The organism is Sorangium sp. So ce302 (genome assembly GCF_051530145.1).
GTDB classification, from domain to species: domain Bacteria; phylum Myxococcota_A; class Polyangia; order Polyangiales; family Polyangiaceae; genus Sorangium; species Sorangium cellulosum_B.
On the sequence record NZ_CP150326.1, the window covers coordinates 10656398 to 10679798 of the forward strand.

General features: G+C 70.1%; 17 protein-coding genes and 1 pseudogene. 13 read left to right on the forward strand and 5 right to left on the reverse strand.

Translation table 11 applies throughout. The features are described from left to right. Window positions 1-24 precede the first annotated feature (24 nt). From alr to rimI, 3 genes are all read left to right on the forward strand, one after another. A complete protein-coding gene (gene alr, locus WME73_RS40325) occupies window positions 25-1305 on the forward strand; it encodes an alanine racemase (protein ID WP_437913057.1) in 1281 nt (426 codons plus the stop codon). A 62-nt stretch (window positions 1306-1367) separates the two neighbouring features. Continuing rightward, complete coding sequence (locus tag WME73_RS40330; protein ID WP_437913058.1) at window positions 1368-2576, forward strand: vWA domain-containing protein; 1209 nt, start codon at window positions 1368-1370, stop codon at window positions 2574-2576. Beyond that, complete coding sequence (gene rimI / locus WME73_RS40335; RefSeq protein ID WP_437741578.1) at window positions 2573-3097, forward strand: ribosomal protein S18-alanine N-acetyltransferase; 525 nt, start codon at window positions 2573-2575, stop codon at window positions 3095-3097. Before WME73_RS40330 ends, rimI begins: the two co-directional genes overlap by 4 nt. A gap of 15 nt (window positions 3098-3112) precedes the next feature. Here rimI and tssM read toward each other — a convergent pair whose 3' ends face one another. Beyond that, window positions 3113-6028 carry a type VI secretion system membrane subunit TssM gene (gene tssM / locus WME73_RS40340; RefSeq protein WP_437913059.1) on the reverse strand — a complete coding sequence of 972 codons (2916 nt, stop codon included), beginning with the start codon at window positions 6026-6028 and terminating at the stop codon, window positions 3113-3115. A gap of 92 nt (window positions 6029-6120) precedes the next feature. Continuing rightward, a complete protein-coding gene (locus WME73_RS40345; RefSeq protein WP_437741580.1) occupies window positions 6121-6702 on the reverse strand; it encodes a hypothetical protein in 582 nt (193 codons plus the stop codon). Between the two features lie 493 nt (window positions 6703-7195). Between WME73_RS40345 and WME73_RS40350 the strand changes: the two genes are divergently transcribed. Next, window positions 7196-7933: a metallophosphoesterase family protein gene (locus WME73_RS40350; RefSeq protein ID WP_012239864.1), complete on the forward strand. Its 738-nt coding sequence runs from the start codon at window positions 7196-7198 to the stop codon at window positions 7931-7933. 157 nt (window positions 7934-8090) lie between these two features. Here the strand turns inward: WME73_RS40350 and WME73_RS40355 are convergent, their stop codons facing one another. Then, on the reverse strand, window positions 8091-8978 hold the full coding sequence (locus WME73_RS40355) for a class I SAM-dependent methyltransferase (protein ID WP_437913060.1): 888 nt from the start codon (window positions 8976-8978) through the stop codon (window positions 8091-8093). A 108-nt stretch (window positions 8979-9086) separates the two neighbouring features. Beyond that, window positions 9087-9329, reverse strand: coding sequence for a DNA-directed RNA polymerase subunit omega (gene rpoZ, locus WME73_RS40360; RefSeq protein WP_044986749.1), 243 nt, complete (start codon window positions 9327-9329; stop codon window positions 9087-9089). 236 nt (window positions 9330-9565) lie between these two features. Here rpoZ and pyrH point away from each other — a divergent pair, with 236 nt between their 5' ends. The 3 genes from pyrH to WME73_RS40375 all read left to right on the forward strand — a co-directional run bounded on the left by pyrH (window position 9566) and on the right by WME73_RS40375 (window position 12743). After that, complete coding sequence (pyrH, locus tag WME73_RS40365) at window positions 9566-10327, forward strand: UMP kinase (RefSeq protein ID WP_080599110.1); 762 nt, start codon at window positions 9566-9568, stop codon at window positions 10325-10327. Between the two features lie 117 nt (window positions 10328-10444). Next, the gene (locus tag WME73_RS40370; RefSeq protein WP_437913061.1) at window positions 10445-11521 is read left to right on the forward strand and encodes a peptidylprolyl isomerase; all 1077 of its coding nucleotides are present in this window, start codon (window positions 10445-10447) and stop codon (window positions 11519-11521) included. Window positions 11522-11651: 130 nt separating this feature from the next. Next, on the forward strand, window positions 11652-12743 hold the full coding sequence (locus tag WME73_RS40375; protein WP_437913062.1) for a KamA family radical SAM protein: 1092 nt from the start codon (window positions 11652-11654) through the stop codon (window positions 12741-12743). A gap of 9 nt (window positions 12744-12752) precedes the next feature. Here WME73_RS40375 and WME73_RS40380 read toward each other — a convergent pair whose 3' ends face one another. After that, on the reverse strand, window positions 12753-15413 hold the full coding sequence (locus WME73_RS40380; RefSeq protein WP_437741584.1) for a protein kinase domain-containing protein: 2661 nt from the start codon (window positions 15411-15413) through the stop codon (window positions 12753-12755). 724 nt (window positions 15414-16137) lie between these two features. On the opposite strand from WME73_RS40380, the pseudogene WME73_RS40385 reads away from it, so the two are divergent. From WME73_RS40385 to ribB, 6 genes and pseudogenes are all read left to right on the forward strand, one after another. Beyond that, window positions 16138-16797: pseudogene (locus WME73_RS40385) on the forward strand (carboxyl transferase domain-containing protein); the annotation flags it as partial. Window positions 16798-17116: 319 nt separating this feature from the next. Next, complete coding sequence (locus WME73_RS40390) at window positions 17117-17647, forward strand: hypothetical protein (RefSeq protein ID WP_437741585.1); 531 nt, start codon at window positions 17117-17119, stop codon at window positions 17645-17647. 527 nt (window positions 17648-18174) lie between these two features. Beyond that, window positions 18175-20955 (forward strand): Rne/Rng family ribonuclease, encoded by a 2781-nt coding sequence (locus WME73_RS40395; RefSeq protein ID WP_437913063.1) that lies wholly within the window; start codon window positions 18175-18177, stop codon window positions 20953-20955. A 6-nt stretch (window positions 20956-20961) separates the two neighbouring features. Next, window positions 20962-21324 (forward strand): PilZ domain-containing protein, encoded by a 363-nt coding sequence (locus WME73_RS40400; RefSeq protein ID WP_437913064.1) that lies wholly within the window; start codon window positions 20962-20964, stop codon window positions 21322-21324. Window positions 21325-21341: 17 nt separating this feature from the next. Continuing rightward, a complete protein-coding gene (locus WME73_RS40405; protein WP_437741587.1) occupies window positions 21342-22085 on the forward strand; it encodes a riboflavin synthase in 744 nt (247 codons plus the stop codon). A gap of 58 nt (window positions 22086-22143) precedes the next feature. Further along, the gene (gene ribB, locus WME73_RS40410; protein WP_437741588.1) at window positions 22144-23313 is read left to right on the forward strand and encodes a 3,4-dihydroxy-2-butanone-4-phosphate synthase; all 1170 of its coding nucleotides are present in this window, start codon (window positions 22144-22146) and stop codon (window positions 23311-23313) included. Window positions 23314-23401: the final 88 nt, after the last annotated feature.

The following is a 23401-nucleotide window of genomic DNA, read 5'->3' on the forward strand; positions in this document are numbered from 1 at the left end:
AGCGTAGAGCTATCGGCGTACACGATGTCCGCTTCGCACGCGCCCAAAGAGCTCAGCAGCACGACTCCTGATCGCAACGGCACGGCGTCGCCCCTCGATGGGCTCGGTGCGAGCGCAGGCCCCATGCGGGTGCTGCGGCCACGGCGAGCGGCGCCCGCGGACGCCGTGCGGCCGACCCGCGCCGAGGTGAACCTCGCGCATCTGCGGCACAACCTGCGCGTCCTCGAGCGCGGGTTGACCGGCGCGACGAAGCCGCAAATCTGGGGGGTGCTCAAGGCCGATGCGTACGGCCACGGCGCGCCGGCGGTCGCACGGACGCTCGAGCGCGCAGGGATCCCCGGCCTGTGCGTCGCGTTGCTCGAGGAGGCCATCGAGCTGCGAGACGCCGGCATCCGGCTGCCCATCCTCGTCATGGGCGGCTACTACGGCCCGCGGCGCGACGGGTTCGAGGAGATCATCGCGCGCGATCTCGTGCCCGTCGTCTACGACGCTGGCCAGATCGAGCGCCTCGCGAGCGTGGTGCGGCTCGAGCAGCGCGGTCGCGTGGGCGTCCATCTCAAGGTCGACACCGGCATGGGACGGCTCGGGGCCGCGATCTCGGAGATCGAGGCGGTGCTCGCGACGCTCGCCAAGCACCCGGAGGTGAAGCTCGACGGGCTCATGACCCACCTCGCCTGCGCGGACGCCGACGATCTCGGCGTGACGATCGAGCAGATGCGCCTCTTCGGGGAGATCGAGCAGCGAGCGAAGAGCTTCGGCCTCACGCCGCGGGTGCGGCACGCCTCGAACAGCGCGGCGATGCTGCGCCTCCCTGCGGCGCTGCTCGACATCGTCCGTCCGGGGGTCGCGCTCTTCGGAATATCGCCGTGCGCGGGGCTCGCGCCCGACCTCAAGCCGGTCATCCGGGTGCGCAGCGAGATCGTCGCGCTGCGCACGATCGCGAAGGGCGACAGGATCGGCTACGGCCACACCTGGCAAGCTTCCCGGGAGAGCGTCGTGGCGACCGTGCCGATGGGGTACGCCGACGGCCTGAGCCGCCAGCTCTCGAACCGCGGGGCCGCCCTCGTGCGCGGTCAACGCGCGCCGATCGCGGGCGCCGTGTCGATGGATCTCACGATGCTCGACGTGACGGATGTACCGGGAGCACGCCTGGGCGATGAGGTGGTGTTCCTCGGAACGCAGGATGGGCCGCTCGGGCGCGGCACGATCAGCGCTGAAGAGATCGCGGGGCTCACGGGGACGATCGCCTGGGAGGTGCTGACCAGCATCTCGCGCCGCGTGCCCAGGTTCTACCGCGAGCCCTGAACGCGCGCGGCGGCGCCCGCGCTGGCGCTGCCGGCTCGAACGGGCGTGATACGCTGCTCGCCATGAAGACGGCCGTGAAGCAGCGAGCCGGCGCCTGCGGCATGGTCCTCTGCATCGGAGCCGCGCTCGCGCTCGGCGGCGCGGCGATGACCGCATGCGAGGACGAGGTCACGAAGCAGCGTCCGCGCAGCGGCGCCGGTCAGGAGGCGCAGGAGCCGGAAGGCGGGTTCGATCCGGACACCGAAGAGCCGAGCGGACCACCGGCCGCAGATGCGGGAGGGCTCTGCGGCAACCGGATCCACCAGGTCGAGATCACCGAAGCGCCGAACATCTACTTCGTCCTCGATGCGTCGGGCAGCATGCTCAGCCCCGCCTCCTCGAGCTCGAACGCGACCCGATACGACCGGGTCCATGATGCCGCGGTCGACCTCGTGCGCAACCTGGGCCCGCTGATCAACGTCGGCGCCGCCGTGTTCCCCCTGGACGCGACCGACGAGGCGCCGTGCAGGCCGGGCGGCGAGGTCTTCGCTGTCACCCCGGGGGCTCCCTTCGCAGAGGGACAGGAGGGCTCCACGACGACATCGCGGTTCCGCGCGGCGACGCGGGCCACGCCCCTCGGCGGCACGCCTACCGCGGCGACCCTCGCGGCGCTGACGCCGAAGCTCGTCGAGCTCCCCGGCAAGACAATCGTCGTGCTCGCGACCGACGGCGGTCCGAACTGCAACAGCTCGGCGATATGCGAGGCCGACGGGTGCATCGCCAACATCGAACAGCAGTGCCCCGACCCCGAGGAGAACTGCTGCTCGCCCTTGGGCCCCTCGGGCCCCGAAGGGTGCCTCGATCGCGACGATACGGTCGCCGCGATCGAGCGGCTCGCGGCGAGCGGGATCGAGGTCTACGTCGTCGGCATCCCGGGGAGCGAGTTCTACGGCGATGTCCTCGACCAGATGGCGCTCGCCGGCGGCACGGCGCAGTTCGTGAGCCCGTTCTACTTCAAGGTGGACAACCTCGACACGCTGGGGAACGTCCTCTCGAAGATCGCCAGCATCGTCGTCTCCTGCGAGTTCGACCTGGTCGACCCGCCTCCCGAGGCGGGACAGACGAACGTCTACCTGGACGACGAGCTGGTCGCCTACGACCCGGAGAACGGCTGGCGCTGGAAGTCGCCCGCGGTCGTCGAGCTCCTCGGGGAAGCCTGCACGAAGCTCAAGAGCGGGCGCGTGGGGCAAGTCCAGATCGTCTCCGGCTGTCCCACGGAGGTGGCGAGGTGAAGCGCGACGCGACGAGGCCCTCGGCCTCGCTGAGCCAGCTGACGGCCGACGCTGCGGACGAGGCTGCGCTCGACGAGATCGACGCCGTCGCGTCCGCGGCCTTCGACGTCCCGCAATTCTCCGCGCGAGAAGAGCTGCGCCGCCCCTGGACGCGCTGCTGGGTCGCGCGCGAAGAGCGGCGCGCGCTCGCCTTCCTCATCGCGTGGCACGTCGCCGACGAGCTCCACGTGCTGAACGTGGCCACCTGCCCGGCCGCGCGGCGGCGCGGGCTCGCGACGGCGTTGATGAATCGATCGCTCGAGTATGCGCAGCAGCAGCAAGTGCGGCTGATCCTGCTCGAGGTGCGCCGCTCGAACCGGGCAGCGATCCGGCTCTACCGGAAGCTCGGCTTCACCGCGATGGGGGTACGCCCTCGGTACTACAGCGACAACGGCGAGGATGCGATCGAGATGGTGCTCACGCTCGATCCAGCGACCGGCGCGGTGCAACCAGGCCGCGACGAGATCCGCATCGAGATCTGAACCGCACCGCGTGGCTCAGCGCGAGCCCGCAGCAGGCGCCGCCGCGGGAAAGCGAGACACCGCGGCGAGCGGCGGCAGCCGCGCCGCCACCACCTGCATCGGGGTGAGCAACAGCGGCCGGAGCAGCGTCTTGGCCCGCTCGTCGAAGGGCTGGAGGAGCGCGTCGGCCTGTCGCGTCGCCTCGACCAACCGATCGGCCATGAGGCGCGCGTCGACGTTGGGGTTCAGATCCTCGAGGCGCTGGATCTCGTCGCGAAGAGCGCTGAGCAACGAGATGTACCTCGCCAGGGGCGTGTCCGTGATCGGCGCCGAGCCGCTCGGCGCGGCCGGCACGCCGAACTCGACGGTCCGCTTGAACTCATCCGGCACCGAGCTCGGCCGGTTTCTTATGAGCTTCACGTTGACGGGGACCTTCAGCCTCGTCTTCTGCTCGATCTTTCGATCGAGGTACTCCTTCCCCCGCTTGGCCAGGGCCGAGTCCTCGATCGCGCTGCGATCCCGCTTCCACTGCGTGTTGTCCTCGAGAGCGCGGATGATACGGAGGTAGGGGTAATCCGCCTGGGTGAGCGCCTGGTACGTCTCCTTCGCCTCCTTCAGGTTGGCCGGGAGCCGCACGGTGAGGTCCGCCATCCAGTCGGTCCACTGCGCGATGTAGCTGACGTCGTAGTCGGCCGCGAGGCCGTCCAGGTTCTTGTTGATCGAGGCTTCCTCGCCGGGCGCGAGGTCCACGACCCACCGCTCAGCCATCAAGCTGCCGGCGCCGCTCTCGAGCCTCTCGAGCACCGCGAAGTGCCCCCTCTCGGTGTACGGACCGTCCACCTCCTTCCAGCGCTTCTCCTTCGCGTACAGCTTGCTGCCGATGATCTTCAGCACGGCGGGGCGGTCGGCGAACATGTCGCCGAGCGTGTGCGGAGGGTACTTGCGGTTGGCGCGGCTGTTGTCACCCGTCTCGTCGTACTTCTCCTCGATGATCGCGTTGACGAAGAAGTCGTAGTACCGCTTCCGCGGTGGCACGGCCTGGAGCGTCGCGCGCACGCTCGCGACCAGATCCTCCTTGCGCGCGATCGGCGTGACCCGCTTCTCCTTGATGAGCGTCAGGTAGTACTCGACGTGCCGTTCGAGCTGCTTCTTCAGCTCGCTCTCGGTGAGGTTCGAGGTCGCCCGCAGCACCTCGGCCCAGAGCGAGGTGAACCTGTCCTTCGCCCACGGAACGTCGAGGTGCTCGACGTCGCTCAGCATCAGGTACAGCTTGAGGTCGTTCCGCTCGCGGAGGTAGTGGTCGCCCTTCGCGAGCTTGAGGCGATCCTCGAGCCGCTGCTTGCACGGGATCACGAAGCCGTTCTGGAGGCTGGCGACGTAGACGTGCACGAGCGGCGGGTACACCGTCTCGCCCTGGAACATCGTCCACCCCTTCCCGTCCGGCGGCCCCTCCTCGCGCGCCTTGTCGATCTCCTTCAGCCGATCCAGCGCAGGCCGCAGCGCGGCGAGCTTCTCCGAGAGGGGTCGCGTGTCCTCCCATCGGAGCGCGCTGACGGTGCGCGCGTCCGCCTCCACGTCGCGCAGGAACGCGCGGTTGTTGGCGAACGACACCACGCTGGGGATCGCGAGGATGACCCCGAGCGCCGCGGCCGCCGCGCTGATCGCGCCGCGAACGAGCCGCTGACGCCGGATCTCGCTCGCGCTCCTCGCGGCGATGTCCCCGTCCGGGAAGACGACGTTCATGAAGACGTCGTGGAGGAAGTAGCTCTTCGACTCCACGTTCTGCTGCGCCGCGGCCTCGTGCGTGCGGATCCCCATCGCCTGGCCCATGCGCTGGAGGACCCGGTCGAGCGGCCTGCCCTCCTGCGTGCCGCTCGTGAAGTAGAAGCCGCGAAAGATGGGCGTCCCCTGGAACGCGTTGACCATGAAGACGGTCGAGACCAGATCGGAGAGGTTCCGCCGGATACCCGAGAACTCGAGCGGGAACTGGTAGACGCGCTCGCGCGCCTCGCGGCTGCGCTCCATCACGAGCCGCTTCAGCGAGCGGCCGTGGATCTGCTTCGCCAAGGCGTCGAACTCGGCGTCGAAGAGCCTCCCTGGGTTCGCCTTGTCCGCGCTCAGCTTGAGCGTCGCTCCCCACGCCTGCGCGCGGTCGCTCTTGCGCATGTCGCCGAAGAACTCCGAGAAGCCCGCGATGAGGTCGCATTTCGTGAACAGGAGGTAGACGGGCAGCACCATGTGGAGCTGCGTCATCACCTCGTCGATGCGCGCCCGGAGCTTCTTCCCCATCAGCTCGACTTGCTGCTCGCTCGCGTCGATGAGATCCGCCACGCTCACGGCGACCAGGATGCCGTTGAGCGGGCGGCGAGCGCGGTGCTTGAGGAGCATCTGCAGGAACGCGATCCACTCCTCGTGGTCGTCCTGCTCCGTCGTGTAGCGCCCCGCGGTGTCGAGGAGGATCGCCTCGTTGGTGAACCACCAGTCGCAGTTGCGGGTGCCACCGACGCCGCGCACGCCGCCGCCGTTGCTCGGGTGCGCGTACGGGAAGACGAGGCCCGAGTGCTTCAACGCCGTCGTCTTCCCCGCCCCGGGCGGGCCGATGATGACGTACCAGGGTAGCGAGTAGAGCGCGGCGTTGCCGTGCTCCTTCCCCTTGCCGAGCTTCGAGCTCTTCAGGGCGCTGATGCCGCCCTGGACCTGCCGCTGGAGCTCCTGGATCTCGGCGCGGCGCTCGGGCCGAGCGTTGAGCGCCTGCTGCGCTCCCTGCCGGACGATGGCCCGCTCAAGCGCAGACGCGGCGCGGCGCGCGTTGATCCGGCGGTACACGAAGAGCGCGATCGCGGCGAGCGCGATGACGACGCTCGTCGCGATCGGGATCGCGGTGGGCAGGTCGAACGTGAAGCACGCCGCCCACGAGATGAGGAACAACAGCCCGAAGAGGACCCACAACACGGAAGCGACGATACCACCGGTCGCCGCTTCCGGAGCACGTCCACGCGGCGCCGCCGAGCGAGCGTGGGCGCCCGCGCGCCGCGATCCCCGCGTCAGCCGCCGCCGCGCTCGTAGTCGCCCGGCTCGAGCGCGGCGTCGGTATCCTCGCCGGCCTCGAGCCGACGCGAACGGATCGCGTCCACGGCGATGTCGATCACCTCGAGCCGCGTCGAGGGGGCGTAGTACTCGTTTTCCGAGACCGACGGCAGCTCCGCGAGCCTGGCCGCGACCGCCTCGCGATCGCCTTCCTCCAGCTCGAGCGCCGCCGGATCGCCGCTCAGGGAGTCCTCTGCAAGGTCCAGCACGGCGTCGGCTCGATGTCCGCGCGTGAGCGCCTCGCGCACGAAGAGGACGGGGCTGAACGCGAGGTAAACCGAGCCGAACTGCACCTGCCAGTAGGTCGGGTCTTCGCCATCCAGGCGCCACCACGACGCGTGCCGGCGCCGGATCACCTCGCCGAAGTATGCGCCTGCCATGTGCGCGATCATCGGCAACGCTTCGACCCGCTCCGACGTCGCACCACGCGCCTGCTCGAGGTAGTGGTCGAGCAGGGGCAAGGTCTCCGGCCGATAGTCAAGCCGTACGCCGAGGGCGCGCTCCACAAACCGCACGCACCCATCGGCGAGATCCTCCACGTTGGACGGCGGCGGCGCGACAGGTTCGACAGCTGCAGCGGACAGCGCAGACTCGGCCGGCTGCTCCGCAGAAATCGGAGACGTCCCTGCACCGTTCTGTTTGGTATTCATGGGCTCCACGCTATTCTTCTCCGGTGCGGGTGGCCGCTCGTCAACGTGGTCGTGCTGGGAGCGCCTCGGCAAGCTCCGCAAGGACCGTGTCCGGCCCTCGACCGTCCTCTGCAGATCCCCGGGCGCAGCGGAAGCACGCTCCATCGGAGCCAACAAAGCTGACGAGACCGACGGAACTGATGGAACTGATGGAACTGACGGACCCGATGGAACCGCCGGAGCTAGCGGAGCCGCCGGAGCCAAAGGAACCGACGAGCCAGCCGACACAACGCCAACGAGCCGACAAAGCTCGGTGCCGGTCCTACCGGCCCATCTGTGGATCCAGGTTTGAATTCCTAACGGAAGTCGAGGCCTTCGTGCTAAGCTCCGCCCTCGCGTCGAAATGAGACTCGGGATTTTCAGCGATACGCACGCCAACTACGAGGCGCTCAGCGCTGTGCTCGAGTCCTACCGCCACGAACGTATCGACGTTTACTACTGCCTCGGGGATACGGTCGGCTACGGCGGCTCGCCGAACGAGTGCGCCGATCTCGTCCGCAAGGTGGCCAAGAAGACGATCCTCGGCAACCACGACGCGGCCGTCGCGGGTCGGATGGATTACTCGTATTACTACGAGGCCGCCCGGCAGGCGCTGGACACCCACGCAGCGATGCTGTCCTCCGAGAACGCGGCCTGGCTCCGGAGCCTCACGTACCAGGAGAAGTTGACGGACATCAACGTCGACCTCTGCCATGGCTCGCCCGTCCGGCTCGAAGAGTTCGAGTACATCTTCGCCCCCGAGCAGGCGCGCGAGTGCCTCCCGATGTGGAACGAGCTCGGTCACATCACGCTGATCGGCCACTCCCACCTCTGCAAGGTGTTCGCGCTCACACCGAACAGCGTCGAGGAGCTCCCTGCGGTGGATTTCCAGCTTGAGCAGGGTCGCAAGTACATCGTGAGCGTCGGCTCGGTGGGACAGCCGCGGGACTACGACAACCGCGCGAGCTACACGGTCTACGACAGCGACACGAAGCGCTTCGAGTTCAAGCGCGTCGAGTACGATATCGAGACAGCGGCCGAGAAGGTGCTGCGCGCCAAGCTCGAGCGCAACTTCGCCCACCGCCTCTACATCGGGGTCTGAGACTCCAGGCAACGGCGGCACCTGGCGCACGCTCGGTGCGGCAGGACCGAGGGGCACACGCGCGCTCGTGCGCGGACACGTCGCGTATGGCCTGATGCCGCAGGGCGGCGCGAAGCGCAGCAGGCGCCGGGCGTTCGCGCGCCGGTGCCGCGCCCCTTCAGCGGCCCCCGTCATGTCCAGGGCGGCGAGCCCTGGCAGAACGGCGTGGCCGGCAATGATAGAGCAGCATGCTCGTCTGGTTGTCGGGCGGCTCCGCGGAGAAATCGCTGCGGAGCTCCGTGAGCTCGAAGCCGTTGTAGTGGAGCAAGGCTTCGAGCTCCTGCGGGTAGAACTGACGATGGGCTAGCGGCGTCATCCAGCGCTCGCCGCCGTCGACGGGCGAGAACTCCATGGAGACGAACAGGATCTGCCGGACCTTGTCGTAGTCGAACCGCTCCGTGTACCGGACGAACTCGCCAGGGCCATCCTTCGTGGGGTACCGGAACCGCGGCGTGGCATAGGCGCGATCCGGATCTCGCGCGAGCTCTGCCGGCTCGGGCATGGAAACGTCGAAGACGAGCTCGCCCTTCGGCGTCAGATGCTCGCGCGCTCGCGCGAGGAACCGCTCCACATCCACGCGCGTGTACAGGTGCAAGAAGGCGTTGAACGGGCAGATCACGAGCGGAAAGCGGCGCCCTAGCCGCAGCGCCCGCATGTCGCCCCGCCGTAGGCTCACGCGAGAGGAGACACCGCGCGGCTCGCGTCCAAGCTGCACGCGCAGATCGCCGAGCATCGGCGCCGACAGGTCCACGCCGGTGATCTGGACCCCCGCCCTCGCGACAGGCAGCGTGATCCGCCCGTTACCGCAGCCGTACTCGAGCACCGGCCCCGCAGACGCAACGGCGAGGTCGACGTAGTAGCGGACGTCATCCTTACGGCGCGCGTACGTCTTCGCGTAGTACGCCGGATCCTCGTAGTGGGCCGACGTCCCTGCTTCGAGCTCCGGATCGCGACGCTGGCCGGAGCCCGAAACGCGCGCCGGCCGCCTCGTGGCCGTCCCGCTCATGCGAGGCAACAGATCAAGCGCAGCGCTGGCACGGTCAAGGGAGCGAGCTGCGAAACGGAGCCCCTAGGGAGGCGCGCATCACCGGACGCGCGCTCATCCGATGCGGCATCAGCGCTGGCCGCCAGCGTTCATCTGCTGGAGCCACTCGGATACGACCTCGTGGGAGCTCCGGTGGAAGTGCACCTTGCCCGCCGCGATCTCTCGGAGGCTGGTCACGGCAGGCTTGTTCTTCGTCTTCACGAGAGCGTCCACGCCCTTCATGAGCTGCCGCGTCCGGTTGGCCGCGAGCACGACGAGAGCAAAACGGTTTTCCTCGCGCTCGAGGCAGTCTTCCACAGTCACACGCGCCATAGGGGGGCCGAGACTAGCTCCCCGCCCCGGCAAGCGCAAGGTACATGCCGCCCCGGCGGGTCTTCCTGCTCTGTTGCCTCTGTTTCCTCTGCTTTCTCTGCTTCCTGTGCTTGCTCTGCTGCCTCTGGTTCTGCCTCCCGCTCTTCCTCCTTTGCGGCGCGCGCTGCCGCTTCGCCCGAGCGATGGTTCACGTTGTTCGTTGCCCTCCACGCAGGTCCCGGCTACGAGGTCGCACCGTGGCCGCTGACCAGGATTCTCTCCTTCCCCCTCCCCCTCGTCCGGCCCCCGGGCTGAAGTACCGCCGCATCGTGCTCAAGCTGAGCGGCGAAGCGCTCTGCGGCGAGGAAGGGGGGTTCGGCATTCGTCCCGAGACGCTCCACCACGTGGCCGGCGAGGTCGCCGAGCTCCAGCGGATGGGGGTGCAGATCGGGGTCGTCGTGGGCGGCGGCAACATCTTCCGCGGGCTGAAGGGCGCGAGCGCGGGGATGGACCGCTCCCAGAGCGACTACATGGGCATGCTCGCCACCGTCATCAACGCGCTCGCCCTCCAGGACGCGCTCGAGAAGACGGGCGTGCCGACGCGCGTGATGACCGCGATCGAGATCCGGCAGGTCGCCGAGCCGTACATCCGCCGCAGGGCGATGCGGCACCTGGAGAAGGGCAGCATCGTCATCTTCGCCGCGGGCACGGGCAACCCGTTCTTCTCGACCGATACCGCGGCAGCGCTGCGGGCCATGGAGATCCAGGCGCAGGCGCTGTTCAAGGCGACCAAGGTCGAAGGCATCTACGACCGCGATCCCGTGCGCCACGAAGGCGCGCAGATGTTCGCGCACCTGAGCTACGACCGCTTCCTCGCCGACAGGATCGGGGTCATGGACTCGACGGCGGTCACGCTCTGCCGCGAGAACAAGATGCCCATCCGGGTGTTCAAGCTCATGACCCGCGGCAACATCCTCCGCGTCTGCAGGGGCGAAGAGATCGGCACGATCGTCGACTGAGCGCGCGTTCGAGCGATCAGGGCGCGCGACGAGCCGAGGCGTCCGCCGACGCGCCAGCCCGAACGAGGCGCTGCGACCTCGAGCCACGCGGAAACCGTGCTAGACCCCGAGCCAGCAATGACCCGAGCTCCGGTGCGCCGACCCCTGCTCGCCATCTCGCTCGTCGCGCTCGTCGCGGGCTGCGATGAGCCCGCCCTCCACGTCCCCTCGGACGCGGGGGATCCGGTCTTCGGCCTCACCGCCGAGCAGTCGGCGCGCGTGCTCGCGAAGGTCGGGGACAGGGTGATCACGCTGGGCGACTTCGGCAGGACGCTGGAGCGAATGGACCAGTTCGATCGGCTCCGGTACCAGACGAAGGAACGGCGCCGCGAGCTGCTCAGCGAGCTCATCGACGCGGAGCTGCTCGCGCTGGAAGCCCGGCGCCGAGGCCTCGACAAGGACCCCGCGGTCGAGGACACGATCCGGCAGATCCTCCGCGAGGCGATGATCGCCCGGGCGCGAAAGGGCCTGCCCGCGCCGGCCGACATCCCCGCGTCCGAGGTGCGCGCGTACTACGAGGCGAACGCCGACAAGTTCAGCGAGCCCGAGCGCAGGCGCGTCGCCGCCATCGTCGTCGGCGACCGAGCGCTCGGGGAGAAGGTCCTCAAGGAGGCGCAGAAGGCCGGGAGCAGCAGCGCGTGGGGTGAGCTCTTCCTCAAGCACTCGCTCACGGCGCCGAAGGACAAGAGCACGGCCTCGCCGCTCGATCTCGCCGGAGAGCTCGGCATCGTCAGCCCGCCCGGCGATCCGCGCGGCGCCCACCCCCGCGTCCCAGAGCCGGTCCGCGCGGCCGCCTTTCGCATCGGCGGCGTGGGTGCGGTCGGCGAGGAGGTCGTCGAGGCCGACGGACGGTTCTTCATCGTCCGCCTGAACGGGCTCACCAGCGGGCACCGGCGCGAGTTCGCGGAGGCCGAACGCTCGATCCGGGTCGCGCTCATGCAGCAGAAGATGCAGGACCAGGAGCGCGCTCTCGAGAACGAGCTGCGGAAGAAGTTCCCCGTCGAGATCAACGATGCGGCGCTCTCCTCGGTCAAGCTGCCGGAGCAGCTCATGGAGACCGGGAGCGCGGCGCAGCCCGATCCCGCGAAGCCCCGCACGCCACAGCCGGAGCGGTCCGGCGCTGTCGCGGCGCCGTCGAGCGATGCGGGCAAGTAGCGAGCTCGTCGCCGCCGCGCGGCTCGCCCGGCGACCCGGCGAGGAAAGCGCGAACGCCCGCGCCGTCGCGCTGCCGGAGCGACCGGGGCCGCTCGCCGCGAGCGCGCAGCAGGGAGCGCGACCAGCCCGCGTGAAGACGCGGAAGAGCGACTGGACATGGCAGCTGCGTCACGCTCTCTCGAGCGCCGATGAGCTCCACGGGGCGCTGTCGCTGACGCCGGAGGAGCTCGATGGCGCCAGGCGCGCCGAAAAGGCGGGGCTGCCCATCCGCGTCACCCCCTATTACCTGAGCCTCTGCGACAGCGGCGATCCGGCGTGCCCGATCCGGCGGCAGTGCGTGCCGCTCGCCGACGAGGCCGCCGAGGTGCCAGGCGATCTGGTCGACCCCCTCGGCGAGGTCGCGCACGAGGTCGCCCCCCACCTCGTGCAGCGGTACCCGGATCGCGCGCTGCTCCTCGCGACCGACCGCTGCGCCGTCTACTGCCGCTTCTGCACCCGATCACGCATGGTCGGCGACGGCGGCGGCGCGGTGGCGCTCGAGCGCCTCGCGCCGGCGATGGCGTACCTCGAGGCGCACCCGGAAGTGCGCGATGTCATCGTGAGCGGCGGCGATCCCCTCGCCGTCTCGACGGACCGCGTCGTGCGGCTCATCGCTCGGCTGCGGCAGATCCAGAGCGTGGAGACGATCCGGATCGCCACGCGCGTGCCGGTCACGCTGCCGCAGCGGATCACCGCAGAGCTCGTGCGCGCGCTCAAGCCGTATCACCCGCTCTGGGTGATGACGCACTTCAACCACCCGAAGGAGCTCACGCCCGCCGCCGAGCGCGCGTGCAAGCGCCTCGCGGATCACGGCTTCCCCGTCATGAACCAGACCGTGCTGCTGCGCGGCATCAACGACGACGCGACGACGCTGGCCACGCTCTTCCGGGGTCTCGTGCGCTGGCGGGTGCGCCCCTATTACCTGCTCCAGATGGACCCCGTGCGCGGCACGGCGCACCTGCGCACGCCGCTCGCGACCGGCGTCTCCCTCATGGATCAGCTCCAGGGCCGGCTCACCGGCATCGCGCTGCCGAAGCTGATCGTGGATACGCCCGGCGGGATGGGCAAGGTGCCCATCGGGCCCGACTACGTCGTCGACCGTCGGCCGGGGCGCACCGTCCTCCGCACGCACCGCGGCGTCGAGGTCGAGTACGTCGACCCCCCGGCGGGGCCTGGCGGCTGAGCCGCCCGCTCAGCGACCCGGGCCCCGCGAGAGCGGCTTCGCGACCCGGAACGACAGGTTCAGCGCCCGCGCGATCCCGAAGAAGCGGGTGCGCGACGCGCTCCTGCACTGCTGCGAGTCCGCGGCCCAGCTCCCGGAGCGGGCGATGCGCCACGGCGGCGCGTCTCCGCCAGCGTCGGCGGTCGATTCGAGCTCACCCGACGTCTCCGCCCACGATCTCTCGCCGTTCACATCGGCGACCCACTCGCGCACGCCGCCCGCCATGTCGCGCACGCCGTAGGGCGAGGTGTCGATGGGAAAGGTCCCTACCGGCTCTGGCTGCGCCAGGAACGGCCGCGACGAGCGCATCAGACAGAACGTCGGGTCGAAGTGATCTCCCCACGGGTAGAACCGGCCGTCGGTCCCGCGAGCCGCCTTCTCCCACTCCAGCTCGGTGGGCAGTCGGATCTCGATCCCGTCGCGCTCGCTCCGGAAACGGCAGTAGGCCACGGCGTCGAACCAGTCGATGAGGATGACCGGCAGGTTCCAGAGGTGCCCTTCCTCCGCCGGGAACCGCTTCTGCGCGTCGCCCTCGACCACGCTGGGCAACGGCTCCCAGCCGCCGCTGCTGGCGGGCCGCGCGACGTAGCCCTCGGAGCCGCGCGTCCCGTGCGGCGCGCGCTTGAGGGCGAGATCGAGATCGCGCGTCTCGAGCTCGTTCAGGAACTCGCAATACTCGCGGAAGGTGACGGGGAACTTCGCGATCGCGACGTCGGGGACGTGGAGCTCGGCGCGGCGGAGCGGATCGTCGGCCTGCGCGTCGCCGCCGGCGATGAAGGTCCCCCCCGGGATGTACACGAACCCCTCGCCGATCTCCGCGTCGGTGTAGAGGTTCACCTCGACGCGGTGGTGGGTGCCCCGCTTGAGCAGCAGCGGGTAGCGCACGTCCCGACAGCCGGCGCGCTTCAGGATGAAGAGGTAGCTGCCCGGCTTGAGGTGCACCTCGCGGAGCGGGGTGCGGCCGAGCGAGCGCTCGTCGCTCGCCACGAGGATGCGATCCTTCTCGACGTAACGGTACGCGACGACGCTCGCGCCGGGCGGCGACGAGTCGAACGAGAGGACCGAATCGGCGGTGAGCAGCGCGGCGTAGCGGCCCACGTCGAACTCCGCCACGAGCGCCTCGTGGTAGATGCGCGCCGCGTGCTGGTGCTCCTGGTCCGCCCGCACCGCGCGCGACCAGTAGAGGTCCGCGAGCCCGGCGCGCGCCTCGACCAGGTCCGGATCGTACGCCAGCGCCTTCGTATAGAGATCGATCGCCTCCGCCGCGGCGCGCGCCTGCTCGCGCTCGACCCCGGCGGCCCTGTCCTCGAGCTGCCACCCCGCCCGCTTGCGCTCGATCGCCTCGTACTCCTTCACGTCCTTGAGCAGCCGCCGCGCCTCCTCGACGAGCCGCTCGCGCTCGCCGTCGAGCCGCCGGTCACGCTCGAGCGGAGCCTTGGCGAGCTCGCAGAGCTTGATGGCCTCCTCGCGGCGGCGCATCCGCTCCTTGGCGCCCTCAAGGAACGCCTCCGCCTCCGCCGCGACGCGGTCGGCGGTCGGCGGCCGCTGATCAGGGTCCTTCGCGAGCATCGCCAGGCAGAGGTCCTCGAGCAGCAGCGGGCAGCTCGGCGCGATCGAGCGCGGCGGCCTGGGGTCGCGCGTCTGCGTCGCGAGGATCACGGCGAGGACGGTCGGCGCGTCGAACGGGTGCTCGCCGGTGAGGATCTCGTAGAGCACCACGCCGAGCGCGAAGATGTCCGCGCGGTGATCGATCCGCGCGTGGTCCCCTCGGATCTGCTCGGGCGCGATGTAGCCGGGCGTGCCCGAGAGCGCGCTCGCGATCGCCTCGTGCCGCCTGCGGCCGAAGTCCTGCCCGCTCGGATCGACGGAGATCGGCTCGCTCACCTCCGCCCTCGCGAGCAGCTTCGCGTTGCCCCAGTCGCCCAGGTAGACCTCGCCGTAGTCGCCGAGCAGCACGTTCTCCGGCTTGATGTCGCGGTGGGCGACGCCTCGCCGGTGCGCGTAGGCCAGCGCCCGGGAGATCTGCACGAACGCGCCGATGAGCCGGACGAGCGGCCATTGTCTGCGGAGCTCGGGGTTCGTCAGCACGTTCTGCAGGCTCTGCCGCTTGACGACCCGCATGGAGTAGTACGGCTGACCGTTCGGCAGCGTGCCGAGGTCATAGACCGGGATGATGTTCGGGTGCTCGAGCTGGGCCGTGATCCGCGCCTCGGTCCGGAAGCGGTTGCCTACCGCGGAGTCCTCCTCGGCCCCCGGCTTCAAGGTCTTCAGCGCGACCACGCGCCCGATCTCCCGATCGCGCGCCTTCACCACCTTCCCGGCGCCCCCGGCCCCGAGCGCCTCGCCCACCTCGTACCGGGTGCCGCCGGAGTTCACGGCGCGCGTGGCGGAGGTCGCGAGCGTCGGGAAATCGGCCCCGACGTCCTCTCCGGGCAGGTCGATCTCCCGCTGCGTGTCGAAGCGCAGCGCGTCCTGGTCCTCGCTCTGCGGCGAGAGGGCGCGCGCGACGGGCGGGCTGCGGCCCTCCTGCGCGAGCAGCTCCGGCAGCGCCGCCAGCTGCTCCGGCGTGAGGATCCCCTCGAAGAGCTCCTGGGGCGTCGACGCGCCGCCGAGGGTCCATCGGCAAGCCATATCCCAAAGGGCGTTGGGCTCGATGAGCCCTCGCGCCACAGCGGCGACGGCCAGGGCGCGAGCCTCACGAGTCTGAGCGAGCTTCACTCGAGCGACCTCTCGTCCGAAACGATCTCACCCCGCGACGCGAGGCGGAAGGCCACGCTGAGGCCGTCGAGCGCAAGGCGCCGCGAGCCAGGAGCGCGTGGCGCTCCCGCGAACGATCGAGGGCTGCCGGTGACGCTGTTCCGTGCGCATCTCACGAGGCGCCGCACGTCAGTTGCCGTGGCAGGCGACCGCTCTGCTGCCACGCCGGCCCGAGCTGCCCCGTTCGAAGTCGCGGCGCGGCGGGTCCGCAGCGGCGATGGCGGCCCCCGCGTCCCGGTCTTCAGATGGTCTACGTATCGGGAATTCCTGCATTTACCATCGGCAGCTGAGCGCCGCTCAGCGTACGTGGTGTCCCCTCGCCCGCGCAAGAGAGTAGGGCGGAGCCGCTCGAGGACCGCGGTCATTTTTCGTCGCAGGTCCCGCGCGCCTCGCACGTCCCCGCGTCTCCAGGTCGCGCGCGTTTCACATGTTTCGCATGTTTCGCACGGTTCGCATGTTTCGCACGGTTCGCACGGTTCCGCCGGCCTCGCTCCCTTGGCGTACAGGCTGCAAGGGATCGTCGCCCTGCCATGGCGTCGCACGGTCGCGCGCGGCGGGATCTCGATCCCTCCGGGGGGCATGATGGGGCGCCGGGGCCGACGACGGCCGCTGCCTCGAGATCCACGAGCGCTTTGCGCAGAACATCGTGGTCGGGCTCGCCCGGATCGGAGGCGCGCCCATCGGGGTGGTCGCGAACCCGCCCCAGGTGTTCGCCGGCTGCCTCGACGTCGAGGCGGCGCGCTTCGTTCGCTCCTGCGACGGCTTCACTATCCCGCTCGTCACGTTCGTCGACGTGCCCGGCTTCCTCCCGGGGCTCGACCAGGAATAGGGCGGGATCATCACTCACGGAGCGAAGCTCCTCTATGCGTTCGCCGGAGCCACCGTGCCCGAGGCGAGGGTGATCACCCGCAAGGCCTACGGCGGCGCTTACGACGTCATCGCCTCCAAGCACATCGGGATCGATTACAACCTCGCCTTCCCGACGGCCGAGCTCGCGGTCATGAGCCCGGAAGGCGCCGAGAGCATCGTGTATCGCAGCGAGATCCAGCAAGCGGCCGACCCGGCCGTCGCCCGCGCACGCTTCGTCGGCGACGACAAGGCGAAATTCGCCGCCTCGTACAAGGCGGTCGAGCTCGGCTTCATAGACGAGATGATCTACACGCGCATGCTCCGCACTCGACTGGCTCGGGCCCTCGACCTCCCGCGCGACAAGCGGGACAAGACCCCACCGAAGAAGCACGGAAACATCCCGCTTTAGCAGAATTTTGCGGCAGCTGGCAGCCCGCGAGAGGCGTGCTCTGGGAGAGATCAGCGAGCAGACCGCTTAGAGCGCCACGGCAGGTGGGTGCTGGGGCGAGCGACGCCGTTGCGCGGCCGATCCCGAGCGTGTAGAAACGACTTGCGTGGCTGTTTTTCTTTGAACTCCACGCGCGATGCTTCTCTCTGACCGACGATCTGCACAGGTGCACCCGGGGGCCGGTCGCAGGAAAACGGGTGGTTTGGCAGGCATGCCGAGCGTTGGGGGGGCGCCGAGTACACGAATGAAGGGTCGGTTGGGTTCTGTGGAGGTATTGAGCATGAAATCTTGGGTATTCGCTGCGGTTTTGATTTCCGGCTGCGCCCTCGTGGCTTGCGGTGACGACGGCAACACGTCGTCGGGCTCCAGCACCACCAGCAGCAGCGGGAGCAGCAGCTCTGGCGGCGGCGGCAACGGCGGCTCCGGCGGCAACGGCGGCAACGGCGGCAACGGCGGCTCCGGCGGAGAAGGAGGCACGAGCGCCACGAGCACTTCCTCGACGGGTACCCCGACCTGTGATGACACCGAGGACACGTGCGGCCGCGACACGAATACGGGCTGCTACAAGTGCGCCGTCGATGGTCCGTGCAAAGAGGTCCGCCAGGCCTGCGTGGGCAGCAGCGATTGTATTGACGTGGTGGTGTGTATCGATGGCTGCGCCGCGGAGGAAGACCCGGCCACGTGCATCGAGACGTGCCGCACGGACAACGCGGCCGGGGTCGAGGCCTACGACGCCCTCATCACGTGCACTGTTTGCGAGGAGTGCGCCGAGAGCTGCGATGCCGCCGGAGAGCCGGTGTGTAGCCTGTGAGCTTCTGACAACAGCAGCGCATCTCCGAAGGGGGCGCCAGATGGCCGCCCCCTTCGGCCTTTATGCGGGCCGAGCCGCGACGGACGGCTCGCCCGCGCCAGCCGTCGCGGCTCGGCCGCCGGCGGAGGGCGGCGCGGGGCACGACGCCGGCGGCTCCGGAGCAGCACGGAAGCGGCGGCGCGCCAGCGGGGGCGAGGGAACGGGGCGGTCCCGAGCGAGGGCCAGGTGCGCCTCCTGACGGACGTCGCCCCAGCTCGCGCGCCCTCGCCGCCGTGCGGACGCCTCGACCGGCGCTCCGGGCCAGGGCCTTGGGCCCAGCGGCAGGAGCCGCCGGTCCGCAGGCCAGGCGGCAGGCGACGCCGAGGCAGAGCGGCGGAGACGCGAGGTAGCTCACGCACTGGCGGCCGGCCTGCCTCGGCGACCTCCGGTCCCGGGCCCCAATCGCGCAGCATACTCCGGGTTGCGCCTTCATGGGCCGGGCAACCCGTGGTAACGCTTGGCGGCGCCGCCGATGTGCGGCATCCGACATGGGAAAGAACCTTCTCGTCATCAATGTGGACATCCGCGAGACACGCGTCGCGCTGATCGAAAACGGGATCATCGCTGAGCTGCATCTCGAGCGGGAGAGCTCCAAGGGGACGCTCGGAAACATCTACCTCGGCAAGGTCAGCCGCGTTTTGCCCGGAATGCAGGCCGCGTTCATCGACGTGGGGCTCGAGCGAGCAGCCTTCCTGCACGTCGAGGACCTCATCCGGCCCGACGATTTCGAGGCGTACCTGGCTGGGCACCGCCGGACTGTTGAGGAAGAGCGCGCCTCCTCGCGAGGCCGCGCCGCGCGTGGCAGCGAGGCGCCTAGACCTGACGAAAGCGAGGTGCATGAGCTATCGGGCGCAGAAGCCGCGCCCGAGAGCCCCGACCTGACTCCCGGACGACACGAGCTCCGGGAAGGAGGGGACTTCGGGGCGGAAGAAGGGTTCGATGCCGGCGGCTCGCTCGATGCCGGCGGCTCGCTCGACGAAGGGAGCGACGTGCCGATCGAGCTGCCCACGGCGCTCGATGTGCTCGGAAGCCCCTCCGGCCAGGCGTTCGCCGGCGTGGGGACGATGGTGGCGCTCGACGAGGCCGACGACTCGGAGCCGGAGATCGACGACGGGCACGAGCACGACGGCGCGGACGACGACGACGAGGAGCTGGTCGCGCCAGGCGGAGACAGCGACGCCGACGAGGCCAGCGACGAGGAATCCGGCCCCGACGAAGCGAGCATCGAGGACGACGACGAGCTCGACGCGCCCGGCTACGACGTCGAGCCTGCCTCCCCGCCACCGGAGGATGCCGCGGACGCGTGGAGCGCGGCCGAGGAGCATCCGGAAGCGCTGAGCAACACCGCGGACAGCGGCGAGACGGAAGTGCAGGAGGCGAGCGCGTCGGACGAGCCCGCCGCGCACGGCGCCGCCGACGACTGGCCGGCCGGACAGGAGGCGAGCGCGCCGCCGGTCCCGGAGGCCGCGGCAGCGGCCTCGGGCGATGACGTCCCACCGGCGGCGCGTGCGCGCAGCGGGCGCGCGCGCGGACGGCGCGAGGCGCGCGTGCGCCGATCGGGACGGACGCGCGACCGGCGCGCCAACCTCGAGGGCGGCGCCGCGCTCGCGGAGGCGGCCCCCGCGGAAGCGCGCGAGGGGCGCGAAGGCCGCGAGGCGCCGCGCGAGGGGCGCGAAGGCCGCGAGGCGCCGCGCGAGGGTCGCGAAGGCCGCGAGGCGCCGCGCGAGGGTCGAGAGGGGCGCGAGGCGCCGCGCGAGGGACGCCAGGCCCCGCGCGAAGGCCGCGATGCGCCGCGCGAGGGACGCCAGGCCCCGCGCGAAGGTCGCGAGGCGCCGCGAGAGGGGCGCGAGGCGCCGCGCGAGGGCCGCGAAGGGCGCGACCGGGGCGCCAAAGGACAGCAGGGCGGACGCGAGGGGCGCGATCGCGAGCAACGCGGGCGCGAGCAGCGGACGCGAGAGCGCGGGCGCGAGCAGTCGCGGGACGGCAAGGGCAAGAGCGCAGCGCGGGGCCAGCAGAGCTCACGCAGCTGGCAGAACGAGCCGCCGCGGATCTCGAAGTCGACGCCGATCCGCGAGGTCGTCCGCGAAGGGCAGGAGGTCATCGTCCAGGTCTCGAAGGAGCCGATCGGGACGAAGGGCGCCCGGGTCACGAGCCACATCTCGCTGCCCGGCCGCTATGTCGTGTACCTGCCGACGGTCGATCACATCGGGATCTCCAAGCGTATCGGCTCGGAGAAGGAGCGATCCCGGCTGCGGGACGCCATCGAGGCGATGAAGCCTCCGCAGGGCGGGCTCATCGTGCGCACGCTCGCCGAGGGTCTCACGAAGAAGCAGCTCAAGGCCGACGTCGGCTACCTCGTGCGCCTCTGGGGCGAGGTGGCGAAGAAGCGGGAGAGCGGCGTGAGGGCGCCTGCAGTGCTCTACACCGAGCTCGACCTCGTGCTGAAGACCGCCCGCGACCTCTTCACCGACGACATCGAGAAGATCGTGATCGACGACCGCGAGGAGTACATCCGGCTGCGGCGCTTCGTCGAGATGTTCATGCCCGAGCGCGCCGACGCGGTGGAGCTCTACGAGGGGACGGAGCCGATCTTCGACGCGTACGGGATCGAGGACGAGATCCAGCGGGCGCTGTCGCGGAAGGTCCCGCTGCCCTCGGGCGGGCACCTGATCATCGACCAGGCCGAGGCGCTCACCGCGATCGACGTGAACACAGGGCGGTTCGTCGGCAAGGGGTCGAAGGATCTCGAGGAGACGATCCTGACCACGAACCTGGAGGCGGTCGAGGAGATCGCCTACCAGCTCCGGTTCCGCAACATCGGCGGGCTCATCATCCTCGACCTCATCGACATGGAGCGCGCCCAGAACCGGGAAAAGGTGCGGCGCCGCCTCGAGGAGCTGCTCTCCAGGGACAAGGCGAAGACCACGCTGAACCGGATCTCCGATCTGGGCCTCATCGAGATGACCCGGAAGCGGACGCGCGAGAGCCTCGGGCGGACGATCCTCGAGCCGTGCTTCTACTGCGACGGGACGGGCCAGCTGCAATCCAAGCAGACCGTCGCCTACGAGATCCTGCGGCAGATACGGCGCGAGCGGATGAACCTGCCCGGCTACTCGGTCGTGGTCAACGCGCACCCGGCCGTGATCGACCTGCTGAAGAACGACGAACGCATCGCCGTGCAAGAGGCGGAGCGGCTGTTCCAGCGCCGGATCGATCTCGTGCCCCGGAAGGAGTACCACCTCGAGCAGTTCGATCTGCAAGGCAGGTAAGGCGTCATGGCGGACGATCAGGGTTCTCCGGAGAGCAGCGACGCGAAGACGGGACGCAAGGAAGAGCGCGTCACCATCAACAAGGAGTTCGAGTCCTACGACGCGTTCATCAACGAGTACGTGACGAACATCTCGCGGACCGGCGTGTTCGTACGCTCGAAGACGCCGCTCGCCGTCGGGACGAAGGTGAACCTGCGGTTCACCGTGATCATGGACGACATCGAGACGATCGAGGGCGTCGGCGAGGTGGTGCGCGTGCACGACGATCCGCAGGGGATGGGGGTCGTCTTCACCGAGCTGTCGGGCTACTCGCAGGGGCTCATCGACAAGCTCCTGACCAGCCAGGGGCACCGCACCTCGAAGGGCTAGGCAGAGGGGCGTCGGCGATGTTCACCGGGCTTGTCGAGACGATCGGGGTCCTCCGCCGCCGGAGCGGCGGCGCCGTGGCCCGCGCGCTCGTCGAGGCGAGCCTCGGGCCGCTGACGCTCGGCGAGTCCGTGAGCGTGAACGGCGCCTGCCTCACGGTCGATCGCATCGCGCCCGGCGGCTTCGAGTGCGACATGTCCGCCGAGACCCTCGGCCGCACCACGCTCGGCGCGCTGCCGGTCGGCGCGCGCGTCCACCTCGAGCGCGCGACGCCGCTCGGCGCGCGGATGGGGGGGCACGTGGTGCTGGGCCACGTCGACGGGCTCGGCCGCGTCGTCGAGCACGCGCGGGCCGGCGACGCGATCCGCCTCCGGGTGAGCGCCCCGCCCGAGCTCGCGCCGTACCTCGCTCCCAAGGGCTCGATCGCCGTCGACGGCGCGAGCCTCACGCTCAACGCCGTGTCCACGGCGGGCGCCGCCGAGATCTGGTTCGACGTGATGCTGGTGCCGCACACCATCGGCCGGACTCTCCTCGGAGAGCTCCGCCCCGGCGCGGCCGTCAACCTTGAAGTTGACGTGCTCGCGCGCTACGTGGCGCGGGCGCTCGAGGTCGCATCGCTCGCCAGCGTGAAGGGCCTCTCGAGCCAAGACACGCGCGGCGGCGATGCCTCCGCCGAGCGCGGCGAAGAGCGCGGAAATACGGGAGAGCATGCGGATCACGACGAACGACTCCTCGCAAAGCTGCGCGCGGGGGGATTCTGGTGAGGCTGTGTCAGCCGCCTCGAGCGGCAGGCTCGACCAGGACATGACCTCCGGGGGCCCGATGCCTCATCGGCTGACCATCGACAAAGCGGTCCTCGACCGGGTGAACACCGCGCTCGATCACATCCGCGCGGGCAAGATGGTGATCCTCGTCGACGACGAGGATCGCGAGAACGAGGGGGATCTCTGCATGGCTGCGGAGGCGGTCACCCCCGAGGCGATCAACTTCATGGCGATGCACGGGCGCGGGCTCATCTGCCTCGCCCTCGACGAGGAGCAGGTCGCGCGCCTCGAGCTGCCGATGATGTCCGCGCCAGGGCGGAGCGGACCGCCTCTCGGCACCGCCTTCACCGTCAGCATCGAGGCGCGCACCGGGGTGACGACGGGGATCAGCGCCGCCGATCGGGCGCACACGATCCGGGTCGCGATCGCGCGCGACGCCGCGCCCGAGGATCTCGTCACGCCGGGGCACGTGTTTCCGCTGAAGGCGCGCCGCGGGGGCGTGCTCGTGCGGACGGGGCAGACCGAGGGGTCCGTGGATCTCGCGCGCCTCGCCGGGCTCCGGCCGGCGGGCGTGATCTGCGAGATCATGAACGACGACGGCAGCATGGCCCGCATGCGGGATCTCGAGGTGTTCGCCGCGAAGCACGGCCTGCTGATCGTGACGGTGGCGGACCTCATCCAGTACCGGCTCCAGACCGAACGGCTGGTCCGCTGCGTGGGCGAGCGGACGCTGCGGCTCGACCTGACGGGCACGGAGTGGACCGTGTACGTCTACGAGGTGATCAACGAGCAGCGGCAGTTCCTCGCGCTGACCAAGGGCGCGGTGGCGACGCCGGACCCCATCCTGTGCCGCGTGCACTCGGGGTCGACCATCGCCGACCTCTTCAGCTCGACGCCCCTCGACGGCGGCTCGAACCTGCGCGAGGCGCTCCTCGCGATCGAGAGCGCCGGCGTCGGGGTGGTCGTCTACATCCCGTCGCGAGGGGACCTGGGCCGCGAGCTGGATCTGCTGAAGGGCTCGGGCTCCGACGAGACGCTCCCCGTCGTGAAGACGCAGCAGCCGTGGACGCTGCGGGAGTTCGGCCTCGGCGCGCAGGTCCTCGCGGACCTCGGGGTGCACCAGATCCGGCTCCTCACGAACAGCCAGCCGAAGATCGCAGGGATCACCGGGTACGGGCTCACCGTGATCGAGCGGGTGCCGCTCGTCTCGATGAAGGGCGAAGCCTGACAGACGGGCGCGCTCGTTCGCTGGTAAAAGGACGCTCGGACAGGATCGCGATCGCGGCGATCGCGCATCCCGCGCGGCAGGAGAGAGG